Origin of the sequence: Sorangium sp. So ce887 (genome assembly GCF_051521455.1) — a bacterium.
Taxonomy (GTDB): domain Bacteria; phylum Myxococcota_A; class Polyangia; order Polyangiales; family Polyangiaceae; genus Sorangium.
In genome coordinates this window covers 4,438,482-4,450,973 of sequence record NZ_CP150354.1, presented here as the reverse complement: position 1 = coordinate 4,450,973, position 12,492 = coordinate 4,438,482, and the positions used below count along the sequence as shown (strand labels likewise).

At 70.6% G+C, this 12,492-nt stretch carries 9 protein-coding genes and 1 tRNA gene; 7 read left to right on the top strand and 3 right to left on the bottom strand.

What is annotated here, in order from left to right:
• Positions 1 to 269: 269 nt before the first annotated feature.
• Complete coding sequence (locus WMF36_RS16540; protein WP_437580568.1) at positions 270 to 464, top strand: hypothetical protein; 195 nt, start codon at positions 270 to 272, stop codon at positions 462 to 464.
• Between the two features lie 621 nt (positions 465 to 1,085).
• Positions 1,086 to 3,491 carry a hypothetical protein gene (locus tag WMF36_RS16535; RefSeq protein ID WP_437580567.1) on the top strand — a complete coding sequence of 802 codons (2,406 nt, stop codon included), beginning with the start codon at positions 1,086 to 1,088 and terminating at the stop codon, positions 3,489 to 3,491.
• A gap of 208 nt (positions 3,492 to 3,699) precedes the next feature.
• Here the strand turns inward: WMF36_RS16535 and WMF36_RS16530 are convergent, their stop codons facing one another.
• Positions 3,700 to 4,464 carry an SDR family oxidoreductase gene (locus WMF36_RS16530; RefSeq protein WP_437580566.1) on the bottom strand — a complete coding sequence of 255 codons (765 nt, stop codon included), beginning with the start codon at positions 4,462 to 4,464 and terminating at the stop codon, positions 3,700 to 3,702.
• 484 nt (positions 4,465 to 4,948) lie between these two features.
• Here WMF36_RS16530 and WMF36_RS16525 point away from each other — a divergent pair, with 484 nt between their 5' ends.
• Positions 4,949 to 5,848, top strand: coding sequence for an MbnP family protein (locus WMF36_RS16525; RefSeq protein WP_437580565.1), 900 nt, complete (start codon positions 4,949 to 4,951; stop codon positions 5,846 to 5,848).
• Positions 5,848 to 6,891 carry a cytochrome-c peroxidase gene (locus tag WMF36_RS16520; RefSeq protein ID WP_437580564.1) on the top strand — a complete coding sequence of 348 codons (1,044 nt, stop codon included), beginning with the start codon at positions 5,848 to 5,850 and terminating at the stop codon, positions 6,889 to 6,891. Before WMF36_RS16525 ends, WMF36_RS16520 begins: the two co-directional genes overlap by 1 nt.
• A 613-nt stretch (positions 6,892 to 7,504) precedes the next feature.
• Here WMF36_RS16520 and WMF36_RS16515 read toward each other — a convergent pair.
• Positions 7,505 to 7,580, bottom strand: a tRNA-Lys gene (locus tag WMF36_RS16515).
• A gap of 239 nt (positions 7,581 to 7,819) precedes the next feature.
• Here WMF36_RS16515 and WMF36_RS16510 point away from each other — a divergent pair.
• Both WMF36_RS16510 and WMF36_RS16505 read left to right on the top strand, forming a co-directional pair.
• On the top strand, positions 7,820 to 8,593 hold the full coding sequence (locus WMF36_RS16510) for a S1 RNA-binding domain-containing protein (protein ID WP_437580563.1): 774 nt from the start codon (positions 7,820 to 7,822) through the stop codon (positions 8,591 to 8,593).
• 678 nt (positions 8,594 to 9,271) lie between these two features.
• On the top strand, positions 9,272 to 10,690 hold the full coding sequence (locus WMF36_RS16505; RefSeq protein WP_437580562.1) for a L,D-transpeptidase: 1,419 nt from the start codon (positions 9,272 to 9,274) through the stop codon (positions 10,688 to 10,690).
• An 83-nt stretch (positions 10,691 to 10,773) separates the two neighbouring features.
• On the opposite strand, the gene WMF36_RS16500 is transcribed toward WMF36_RS16505, so the two are convergent.
• Positions 10,774 to 11,211, bottom strand: coding sequence for an acyltransferase (locus WMF36_RS16500; RefSeq protein WP_437580561.1), 438 nt, complete (start codon positions 11,209 to 11,211; stop codon positions 10,774 to 10,776).
• Positions 11,212 to 11,655: 444 nt separating this feature from the next.
• Between WMF36_RS16500 and WMF36_RS16495 the strand changes: the two genes are divergently transcribed.
• Entirely contained in the window at positions 11,656 to 12,441 is a 786-nt protein-coding gene (locus tag WMF36_RS16495; protein WP_437580560.1) for a hypothetical protein, read from the top strand.
• The last annotated feature ends 51 nt before the right edge of the window (positions 12,442 to 12,492 follow it).

The following is a 12,492-nucleotide window of genomic DNA, read 5'->3' as shown; positions in this document are numbered from 1 at the left end:
AAGCACCCGGTCTTTCTACCGCCAGCTGCCGCTCCTTCAGTTCATCGTCGCGCATGGCCTGCCGCGAGCCATCTCGGCAGCCCTCGAGCTGATGGGCACACGGGTCGGGCCGCTTCGGGCCCTGCTGCAGCCCCTCGAGAAGGAGCGGGTAGACGAGCTTCGAAGAATCCTGGTCGATCTCGCCGTACTTCCATCCGCATGACGTAATTTTCGCGGTCAGCGCTGCTCGCCGCGGGCGTGCTGCTCGCGGTGGGCATGATCGCCGACGGGTGGCGTTTCGGCTCTGGGCGAAGCGGTTCGACAGCTCGGCCGACGCGCCGCTCGCGGTGAGCGACGACGCCGCGCGCGCCGTCGCGCAGGCGCTGACCGTCGATCTCACCGCGCGCCATCGCGAGGCTCCGAGCGGCCCGCGCGCCGTCGATCTGTACCCCCGGGCGCGCCACCCGCTGCGGCGCCTCTGGTAGGGCGATGCGGCGCCGGCCGTGGCGCTCTTCGAGACGCGCTCTCCTTCCTACTTCGAGGGGCGAAAGATCGCGGAAAATCATAGCTTCGCCCGGACGTTGCTGCCGCTGCTGCGACCTGAGCTCCCGCCCGAGCCCTCGCGGGGGCCCGCCGACCTCGAGAGCGAAGCGCGCCCGCGCAAAGGCGGCTGACCGAAACGTTATTGACGCCATGCTGCGCGCCGCAGGTGTCCAGTCACCAGCGCCCGACGTGCCCCTCGATGCCGCTACCGCACCGCAGCGCAGGAGCGGTGCGCAGCTCGACCCCATGGACATCAGCCGCGTCGCGGGCGGGCGATAAGCCTGCCAGGCCACCCGGTCCCCATGTCGAAGCGGCCCGGCTTCGCCTCCGGCAGGGCAATGCAGAGCCTACCGCCCCGCGGCATGTGGGCGCCCAATGGATCGATCCCCTCGATCCAATGATCACATCCGGCACTTCATCCGACTTTCAACTACACGACAAAGGCCCCCCGCGGCCGGCGTCTGTCGTGTCGCGCGACCGGTTCGCGCGAACGACGTGACGATCTCCAAAGCGTCGCACACAGGCTCTCGTGCTTCTGATATTTCACCCGTGAAGGAGCACGCATGACGAATCACGTTGGATTCACGGTCAATGGTAGGACCACGGCGAGGTCGCTCGTCCTTGGCATCGCGCTGGTCGCGGGAGGCTGCGCGGAGAAGGCGGCGACCGACGCGGCGACGAGATCGTCGAGCGAACGCCTCGCCACGGGCACGAGCAGGGCGAAGGAGGATCTGGAGAAGCATGGGTCCGGGAGCGCGCGCCGCCGGTGGCAATCGCGGGGTGTGGGCGGCGGGGGCGCCCTCTATTCGCCGTCGATCAACCCGCACGACGGCCGCGAGATCTTCATGGCCAGCGACATGACGGGCGTCTATCGCACGAGGGATTTCGGCAGGAGCTGGACGCCCCTGCATTTTCACAAACTCCAGGGCGGCGTCCTTTCACAATTCCGCTTCACCGCCGATCCTGACGTCCTCTATGGTGTGAGCTACAGGTTATCCACGAACGGCGTCCAGGCCGTGACCACGCTGGCCAAGAGCACCGACGGGGGGGCCACGTGGGGTGCCAAGGTCACGACGCCCGGGGTGCCTGGAGACGGCCACCACCTGTTCGTGGACCGGCACGGCACGCGGCGGCTGCTCTTTTCGGACTCCACGGGGCTCTACTTCTCGAACGACGGCGGCGGCACCTTCCGCTCGGTTCATGCGACGACCTGGCCGGGCGGCCTTCTGGTCGGCGGCGTGTACTGGGACGGGCGCGACATCTATGTTGGTACGAGCGACGGGCTGCTCGTCTCGCACAACGGCGGCGACACCTTCGCCATCGACACGTCGATCGGCGGCATACCGGCGGGCGAGAAGATCGTCTCGTTCGCCGGCTCCAGGCACGGAAGGAGTACGCGCTTCTTCGCGGTCACGTTCTCGGCGATGGACAGCGAAGGCAACGCTCTCGTCACCGCGAACACGACCGGCGGGGAGCTGGACGCGTACGCTGGGCTCTACCGGCTGAAGCTCGGCGCGACGCGCTGGGAGACCGCGACGTCCGGGCTCGGCCCGAGCGACAAGCTCGCCTTCGTGGCGATGTCCGACGACAACGCCCGCGTCGCGTACGTCGCCGGCGGCGATCGCGAGAAGCTCTCACCCATTGTCCTCCGCACGATCGACGGCGGACAGACCTGGCAGCACGTGCTCCGCACCGATCACAACGCCAACATCGATACCGGATGGAGCGGGTTCGACGGAGACATGAGCTGGGAGTTCGGCGAGTACGCGCTCGGCCTCTCGGTGTCGCCCACGGATCCCCGCCGCGTGGCCCTCACGGATCTCGGCTTCGTCCACGTCAGCGAGGACGGGGGCAGGACCTTTCAGCAGGCCTACGTGAAACCAGCGGATGAGAACCCAAGGGGAGCAGATACGCCCAAGTCCGGCGTCTACCGCACGAGCGGCGTCGAGCAAACGTCGGGCTGGTGGCTGACGTTCTACGACAAGGACACGATGTTCGCGTCGCTCACGGACATTCGCAGCGGCTTCAGCGAGGACGGCGGAGAGTCCTGGTCTCGCGACGGCGCGAACGGCCTGTTCCTGAACACCACCTATCACGTGGTCCGGCATCCGTACACGGGGGCGCTCTACGCCGCGACCGGGAGCGTTCATGACATCTACCAGAGCCCTTACCTGCGCGACGCGCGCCTCGACGGCACGCCGAGCCGCCCTGCCAGAGGGGGAATCATGGTCTCCACCGACAAGGGCGCCACGTGGTCGCTCTCCGCCGATCTCGGCCGTCCCGTCGTCTGGCTGGCGCTCGATCCGAACGATCCGGACCAGCTCTACGCGAGCGTGGTCAACAGCCTGACGGGGGGGATCCATCGCCTCGATCTGAGCGCGACGGGGGCGACGCCCGCCGCGCTCCCCGCCCCGCCGCGCACGCAGGGTCACCCGTACAACGTCCACGTGCTGAAGGACGGAAGCATCGTCGCCAGCTACTCTGGCCATCAGCCCGGCAACACCCGGACGTTCACCGACAGGTCCGGCGTGTTCCTCCTCCAGCCTGGAGCGTCGGCATGGGAGGACCGCTCCTCGCCCGAGATGCACTACTGGACCAAGGACATCGTCATCGATCCGAACGACAGGACCGAGAGCACCTGGTACGTCGCGGTCTTCAGCCACGACGAGCGCTTCTACGGCGGGCTGTACCGGACCAGAGATCGGGGCGCGACGTGGCAGCGCATCAGCGACCGGTATCGCGTCGAGTCGTGCGCCATCGACCCGCGGAACCCGAACCGTATGTACATGACGACGCAGCGGGACGGGCTCTGGCTAACCGAGAACCTCAACGATGAGACACCGACCTTCGTGCTGGACGAGGGCTATCCATTTCATCAGCCGGTGCGGATGTTCTGGAACCCATACCGCCTCGAGGAGGCGTGGACGGTCAGCTTTGGCGGGGGCATGCGCTTCAAGGTCGACCGCTGATCCCGTGATCGGACCGTTGGGCCGCAGGCGCATGTCGACGATCCTCGAGACCCTGTCCGCGGCTCCCGTATCGCTTGGGGTCGCGGGCTCGACGATCACTACCGGGTCGGAGTTGTCGATCACCTGAAGCGTGGATACCTTGCGGCGGCGCGGGGCCGCTCAGGAGCGACGGCGCGCCCGAGCGGCCTTGTCGCGCCACGATCTGCCGTCAGGTGCGGGTGATCGACACGCCGCCATCGGCGAGGAGCGCGGCGCCGGTGGTGAAGCTCGACATGTCCGACGCAAGGTAGAGCGCAGTCTGCGCGATCTCCTCGGGGGCCGCGATGCGCTTCATCGCGTGCAGTCCGCGCACGAATGCGATCGCCTCGGGCGTATTCATCACCGTGCGTCCCATCGGCGTGTCCGTGCCGCCCGGCAGCAGCGCGTTGACGCGGATCCCGCGCGCGCTGTACTCGGCCGCGAGCACCTTGGTGAGCCCGATGATGCCGGCCTTGCTCGAGGCGTAGGCCGCCATGTTCGGCATCCCGACCGTGTAGCCGACGAACGTCGACGTGAACACGATCGAGCCGCCGCCGCGCTCAAGCATCGCTGGGATCTGATATTTCGCCGCCATGAACGCGCCGGTCAGGTTCACCCGGATCACCTCGTCCCACTCGGCCAGGGAGAGCTCCGGTGCGGGGCGCAGCGCGCCGACGGTGGCGGCGTTGTTGAAGGCGACGTCGAGCCGGCCGAAGCGCTCGACGGCCGCCTCGACCAGCGCGCGGGCGTAGCCCTCGTCGCCCACGTCCCCGGCCAGCGCGACCGCCTCGCCGCCCGCCCGGCGGATCTCGTCGACCAGCGCGTCGAGCTCCTGCTTCCGCCGCGCGCCGACGACCACGTGAGCTCCCTCGCGGGCGAACAGCCTGGCCGTGGCCTGGCCGATACCGGCGCTTGCGCCGGTGACGATGGCAACCTTGTTCGAGAGCGCAGTCATGATTCGCTATCCTCCTCGCGGCCGGTTCGTCCGGCCGACGAGCAGCACTCTGCCGGCGTGGCGTGCGCCGATCACTCCGCTTCTTGCTCTCGAAACCAGGCCTGGCGGGGTGCGCGCTGCGCGGCTCGATCCGCGCGTCGACCTTGACCGACGAGGCGATGAAGCGGCTGAAGCGGGAGGCTCGTCGCAACACTCTATCGCGCGCGCCCCATTGCCCTGCGTGTCACCGCCCGCCGTCATGCCGCAGAGCGCCCCTGTTCGTGTCCGCACCGCCCCGGCGCAATCGTGCTGGCTGGCCCGGCGGCGCATGGCCGCCCGCCCTCCCCGCGTCTCGCCCAGCGAAATCCCAGCGATGCGTCATCTGTTCCCGTGTGGTGCGTCATCGCGTACAATCGATCCCACGATGAAATCTCCTGGCTTGTTCCGGTCCATCGGGTTGCTATTAGGCGCCGCAGCCGCTGGCGGCGCGTGCTCGTATCAGCAGATGGCGTCCGGGACCGGCGGGGCGGGCGGCGGCCAGCCCGACGGGTCCGGTGGAGCGAGCAGCACGGGTGGAGCGGCCGCCCACCCCGACGCCGGCGGCGCGGGCGGCCAGGCCGAGGCCACCGGGCCGACCGGTTGCGCAGAGCGGCCGGCGTCCATCAGGACCCAGGGCACTATCGTCGAGCTCGCGTTCGAGCTCGTCCTCGGCGGCAAGCCGTTCCTGTTCGGCGAGCCGAACGTCGCGCCGGACGGCAGCACCGTCACGCCGCTCAACGTTCGCTTCTACGTCTCGCACGCGGCGCTGATCGGGGCGGACGGCGATCTCATGTTCGTCGATATCGTCGGCCCGGACGGCGCCCCCACCCCTTACGGGGTCCACTTCTACAACGCCGAGGACCTCGGCTCGGCGACGCTCCGGCTGCGCGCTCCGGCTGGCAGCTATGAAGGCGTCAGCTTCGTCTGGGGCTTGCACCAGGCCTGCAACATCTCCCGGCCCGAAACGAGCGTCGCGCCTCTGTCGGAAGCCTCCCAGATGACGTGGCCGCACACTGGCTACCTCTTCCTGCGCTACGAGGCCACGGTGGCTCCGCCGGCCGGGGGTGGTCCCGTCGATCCGGACGGAGGGACGGCCAGGCTTCCGCCGGCGGTCCACATGGGAGGCAACCTGGTCATGGATCTCGCCCCCAGGACCGAGGTACGAGGCGCCCTGTCCGTGCCCGCGAGCGGCGCGACGGGCAAGGTCGTCCGGGTCGTCATGGACGAGGTCTTCGGGGGCGCCACGGCGGACGTCGACTTGACCGGGTTCGTCGCGCCGCCCGGGCCCGTGGGAGACGAGCTCCTCGCGGGTGAGCGCCTGCGGCGCGGCATCCCCGACCTGACGGTGTTCGCCTTCGGTCCGTGATGCCGGGCTTCAACCGTGGAGGAGCCATCGGCCTGGCGGCGCTGCTCCTTGCGGGCGGATGCGGCGACGACGGGTCGGCGGCCCCTGGGCCTTTGCCGCCACTCGTCACGGACGCCATCCCCGCCGGGTTTCCGGCGCGCACCGCGGCGGCCAGAGCGCCGGCCGCCAACGCGCTCACCGAGGCGAGGGCCCAGCTCGGCAAGAGGCTCTTCTTCGACAAGCGCCTCTCTCGCACCGGCGAGATGGCGTGCGCGAGCTGCCACCGCCAGGAGTACGCCTTCGCCGATCCGGACCCCGTCTCCCGGGGGGTCGAGGGCCGCCTGGGACAGCGGAACGCGCCCGCGCTAGTGAACCTGGCCTGGGGCGAGAGCTTCTTCTGGGATGGCCGCGCGGCTACCCTGGAAGAGCAGGCGGGGAAGCCCATCGAGCACCCCGACGAGATGGATCTACCGCTCGCCGAGGCCGTCGCTCGTGTCGCCGGCGATGACGTCTACGTGAAGGCGTTCGCGGATGCCTATGGCGGGCCTCCCGGCGAGGAGTCCTTGCGCCAGGCCATCGCCAGCTTCGTCCGTTCGATCGTCAGCGCCGACAGCCCTTACGACCGGCACCAGCGCGGGGACGACACGAGCTTCGGAGACGCCGAGCGCCGCGGCGAGGCGCTGTTCCTGACCGAGCGGGCTGGCTGCTTCCATTGCCACCCGTCCGGAATGCTCACCAACGAAGGCTTCTTCAACAACGGCACCTACCTCGACGGCGGCGACGTCGGGCGGCGCAAGATCACCGGGCGGACGGGAGACCTTGGAAAATTCAAGGTGCCCGGTTTGCGGAACATTGCGGCGAGCGCCCCCTATATGCACGACGGATCGCTGGCGACGCTGGAGGAGGTGGTCGACCATTATGATCGCGGCGGGCTGGGCCATTTCTCCACCGATCCGCAGATCGATGAACTGGGGCTCTCTCCGGACGAGAAGGCCGATCTGGTGGCGTTCCTGCGGTCGCTGACCGATCCCGCCTTCCTCGACGATCCGCGGTACCGCCCCTGAGCGGCAAGCCAGGGGCATGGCGCCACGTCCCCGAATGCCCTCTGTGCCGCCTGGTGGTGAACCTGCCGAAGCCGTGCGGTGCTGGTCGAAGATGGGGCGCCTGCACCTCGGCAAACTGAAGCAGCGGCCTTCAGCCTCCGGCACCGGCATCTCGTCCCGCTTGCTGGACCTGGCTGGGGGCCATGGTCATGTGCTCCGCTCCAGTACTACAGTTCAGTTGCAGAAACGCTGTTCGTGAGGATCTCACCAGGCGGCCAGCCAGTACGATTCCTCAACTTTCCGCAGAAATCGCCGTCCAGGTCGAGCGCTTCACCGCTATTGCAGCGGTAGTACTCGGTGCCCCGACGAGACAGGACGACCCGACCCAGCCCCACGGAAGCCAAGCCGGCCCGCTGGATCTCCCTCCAGACCCGTGGCCGGTGGTGCCCCGGCCGTCCAGGTCCTCACCGCCCACCTACACCTGACGCCCCCGAGGTCTACGCCCACGTCGTCCGGAGGACCTCGTGGCCGCGATCGGCCTGCTCGGCGGCGTGGTCACCGGATGGGAACGGCCTCTCCGGGCACTCGTTGAGGCGCGCTTTATCAGCGGGCGAAATCCTCAACGATTTCGTGATGGTGGGTCGACAGGGACTCGAACCCTGGACCTACGGATTAAAAGTCCGCAGCTCTACCGACTGAGCTATCGACCCGATTCAGCGGCGGGCGAAGCTAGCAGAAGCCCCTGGCAGGTTCCACCTTTCCTTTCCACCCGCGTCGTCGCCCATCACCCGGCCCCCGCCCCCGTCCCTCTTCCCCGCCCATCCTTCCCCTTCCCACCTCCCCTCCCTTTCCCCCCGCCCGTCTCACCTCCCCGATTTCCACCCCGTCCCTCGCTTCCCCCTCACCGCCGCCTTCCTCACGCCCTCGCCTCGCGCTATGAGGTCGCGCCATGTCGCCGTCACGCCCTTCCGCCGCCTCCAACGAATCGTTCGCTTCGCTCTTCGAGCAGTCGGAAGGAGCTGGCAAGCAGCGTCGCCGTCAGTACCACACGGGTGAGACCGTCGAGGTGACGGTGGTCGCGATCGCTCGCGAGGCGGTCTTCGCGGATATCGGTGGCAAGCAGGAGGGCATGTTCGAGCGCCCGGCCCTCAGCGACGGCGACGGCCAGCTCCGGGTGGCGGTCGGCTCGCGCGTTTCGGCGGTGGTCTCCGGCGTCGACTCGAGCACCGGCCAGGTGCGCCTCTCGCCGGTCGTCGTGCGCGCGAGCGACGACGGCGACGGCTCGACGTCGCTCGCGGTCTCCGCGCCTGCTGCGGGCGGCGCGCCGTTGCTCGTCGAGGGGGCGCGGGTCAAGGGCAAGGTGACGGGCATCGAGCGGTACGGCGTCTTCGTCCAGATCACCGGCACGTCGGGTCGCTCGGGCCGCGGGCTCGTCCCGACGGTCGAGACGGCGACGCCTCGCGCGGCCGATCTGAAGAAGCACTTCACCGTGGGGCAGGAGATCGAGGCGAAGATCCTCAACGTGGACGAGTCCGGCAAGATCCGTCTGTCGATCTCCGCCCTCCGCGTCGACGAGGAGCGCGGCCAGTTCGAGTCGTACGCCAAGGGCGACCGCCCCGGCGGTGCCGGCGGTGCCGGCGGTGCCGGCGACAAGGTCGCCAAGCCTGCCCCTCGCAACTTCGGCACGCTGGGCGACCTGCTCGCGAAGAAGGTCAAGCGCTAGCGCGCCTTCTCCCTCTCGCACACGCCTCGCTCGGCCTCCCCCCATCCCGCCGGCAGGAGATTGCATCTCCCCCTCGGTTGAGCGTACACCTCGCCCGCTCAGCCCCTTGCGGCCCCGGTTTCAGCTTCTCTCGCCCGCTGGTCTCGCGCTCGCGCTCGCCCCCGCGGCCCTGCTCTCTCTGCCTTCGCCTTCGCGCCGATGCTTCCCTTCGCTCGAGCCTCCGCCCCCGCGTCGCTGCCCCCATCGCAGCGCTCCCCGCGCGCCTCGCGCTCGCGCTCCCGCTCTGGCTCCCGCTCCTGCCCCGCGGCGCTCACCGGCTCCCTTTCCGGCGCCGGCTCGCTCCTTTTCTCGCTCGCCTCCGTCGCCTCCGCCCCCATCCTCGCCTTGCTGACCGCAGCCTGCGCTCCGGCCCAGGATCCTCCCGGCAGGGCGACCGACGATCTCCTTGCCGGCTCCGCGGAAGCACCCGCCCCGCTCGCTTTCTCCGCCGCCTCCGCCACCCCGGGTCTCCCCTCGCTCGACCCGGCAGCACCCTCCGCTGCCTCTCTCTCTCCCTCTCCTGGCTCCCCCTCGCCCGGCGCCGCGTTCCCTGCGTCCCTCACGTCGTCTGCCGCCTCCTCCTCGTCCGCGAAGGAGGCCACCCTTCCGGGCCACGGCGCGAAGATCGCCAGCATCGCGATGCGCACCTGGATCTACGTCGCCCCCGACGAACGCTCGACGAGGCTCGGCTATCTGCGCGCTGGTGCGGTGGTCGATCGGGCCGAGCTCCCGGCGGGCACCGACGGCTGTGCCGGCGGCTGGTACCGGATCGCGCCGCGCGGTTACGTCTGCGTTGGCAAGGGCGCCTCGCTCGCGCTCGAGCACCAGGTGGTCGCCGCTGCCGTGCGCGGCCCGCGCCGTGGTGCGCCCGTGCCTTACCACTACGTCATGTCGGGCTCGCGCCCGCCGCACCTCTACTTCCGGCTCCCGACCGCCGAGGATCAGCGCCGCGTCGAAGGCTCCACGCTCGGCGTCCACCTCGCTCGCGCCGCTGTTGCGCCCTCGTCGTTGCCGCTCGACCCCGTGCCGGCCTTCCTGCTCGCCGGCCGGGATCTCCCCAAGCCGTACGGCGCCGAGGAGAAGCTCCACTACTCCGTGCACACGGGCCGCGCCAAGGAGAGCTCCGCGTTCGGCCTGATCACGACCTTCGAGTGGACCGACCGCCGCTTCGGCCTCACGACCGAGCTCGACCTCATCCCGCTCGATCGCACGCGTCCTGCGCGCCTCAGCGAGCTGCGCGGCGTGATCATCAAGGATCTCGACGCCGACGGCGCCGACGCCCCCGCGAGCGCCGCCTCGGACGCCGCGAGCTTCTCCATCGCCGAGCCCCCTGCCGACGAGCTGCCGCCCGCGCCGCCTGGCACCGACCCTCGCGTCGATCCCAACCTGAAGGGAGCCCCGGCCTTCGTCCGCGTCCACGGGGCGACGCGGCAGCGCCTGTCCGCCTCGGGCCGTGCGCTCGTCGGCGCGGGCGCTGCGCCGTTCCGGTCGGGCTGGGTGCTCACCGGCCGCACGCACGGCGGCGCCAGGGGGCTCGTCGAGACCACGGAGGGCTCATGGCTTGCCGGGAGCCACCTCGTCATCGCCGAGCTGCGCAAGGACCCTCAGGGGTTCGCGCGCGACGGCAAGAAGTGGATCGACATCTCGATCCGCCGCCAGATGCTCGTCGCTTACGAGGGCACGCGCCCCGTGTTCGCGTCGCTCATCTCCAGCGGTCGCAGCGGCATGGCGGATCCCGAGGAGACCGACGCCACCGTCCGCGGCTCGTTCTACATCCACACGAAGCACGTCTCGACCACGATGGATGGCGACGACGAGGCGTCCGAGGCGTTCGACCTGCGCGACGTGCCGTACACCCAGTACTTCCACGGCGGGTACGCGCTGCACGGCGCCTACTGGCACGACGAGTTCGGCAAGGCGCGCAGCCACGGCTGCATCAACCTGGCGCCTGCCGACGCGGCGTGGCTCTTCGAGTGGACCGAGCCCGCCGTCCCGTCCGAGTGGCACGGAGCCCTCAACATCGAGGGCGGCGGCACGCTCGTGTACGTGCACGGCTGAGCTGGCTTCGCTGCGCGAGGCGGCCGATGCCTCGCGCGCGAAACCAGCTCACCGCCGGTGCGCTGCTCGCTCTCCCGTCCCTGTTACTGGCAGGACGCCGGCATCTGCGCGCCGAGCAGGAGGCCGCGCAGCGTCGAGAGCGCCTGCCGGCCCTGCGGCGAGTTCGCGAGGCCGTCGCACGCCGAGGCCGCCGCGAGATAGCCGCCCTGCTGCTCGGGCGGCGCCGACTTCGCGTTCTGGCGCAGCGCCGCGCAGCACTTGCGGATCCCGCTGGAGTCGCCGGTGACCACCTTCTTTCCGGCGTCCGCGTCCGCCGCGTCGACGTCCGCCGCGTCCGCCCCGGCGTCCTCTTCAGGCACGATCTGCGTCGTGGGCGTCGGCGTCGGGGCCGGCGTCACCACGGTCGGCGCCGGCACCGGCGGCGGCTCCTCTTCCTCCTTCTTGCACCCGTTGCTGACCAGAGCCACCGCGAGGGGGAACGTCAGCGCCCCCAGAACCGTGAAGAGCCGTGTAGGTTTCATCTCACCTCAAGTATCCGATTCGCGTTTGCGTGGGAACTTCTGTTCGACGAGGGACGCCCCGATCGTAACCAGCTTCCCCGAGCGCACGCGGTCATGAACCCCGCCGACTGCACGCCCTCGGCGATCCGAGCGGTCGAAGTATGGGCGTCGCAAGCCCGCTCGCAAGATCGCGAACGCCGCCGACGGGCACGCCTCAGGTGCACCCCGACCGCGCCTGCAGGCGCGTCCGTCGCCACACGCGCGGGGCGCATCCGTCGCCCCGCGCGCGGGGCGGAATGGAGCGCAACGACGTGCGCTGGCCGTCGTGCGAGGTGATCCGGCGCGCGCGCCGCTGGCCCAAGCGCGCGCTCGCGCGCATGTCCAAACCACGAAAGGACACGCCGACCGGCCGGGGGAGCGTCACGACTCCAGCGTTCGACCGATACGGCTGAAGCAGAAGCAACCATGAAGAGCACGCAGCACAAGGAGTGGAGGAACGAACACCGCTCCGCTGTCACCAGCCCCGCGGATGACACCTCGGTCGCGTTCGCGATCGACGCGCCGGCGGCCGGCGAGACCGCCGCCGCGGCGCCCGCGACCGCGTCCGCGGAGCGGGCCGCGGGCGAAGATCGCGACGCGCCCTCGGGGCAGATCGACCTCACCGCGCTGAGCGCCGGCGCGGAAGGCGCTCCCCCCCAGGTCCTCGACCTCTTGCCGATCTTCCCGTTCGGCGAGCCGCCAGCGTCCATGCACGGCCCTGCATCCGCGCGCGGCCCCGCGTCCGCCCGCACGCCCGTGGCGCCGTCGCTCGACGCGCCGAAGCGCGTGTGGCGCGCCCGCTCGGCCGCCGCCCTGCTCGCGGCCGCCGCCGCGGTTGCGGCAATCACCGCGGGCGTCTCGGCCCCGGACGCCGCCCCCGGGCCTCCCGCGACGGCTGGGCTCGCGGCCGCGGCGCGCGTGATCGAGGCGCGGCTCCCGCGCGTCGATGCGATCGCCGTCGATGCGACCGCTACCGCGCCTGCGGAGCGCGCGCCCGCCGCGCCTCGCGTCGACGGCGCCGTCCCTGCCGACGAGCCCGGCACCACGGCCTCGCGGCGCGCGCCCGAGGGCCGCGCACGGGCTACCGGGGCAGCCGCTCCGCCGCACGGCAAGGCCGGCCCCGCGGCGCCGGACACGACCGACCGCCGCGCTCCCGCCGACCCGTGCCGCGGCGACCTGTTGTGCGCCATGCGCCGCGCGACCGGCGGCTGATCCACTGCGGCGTAAACGACCCATCCGCCGCCAGGCGACGGACCTGCGTCG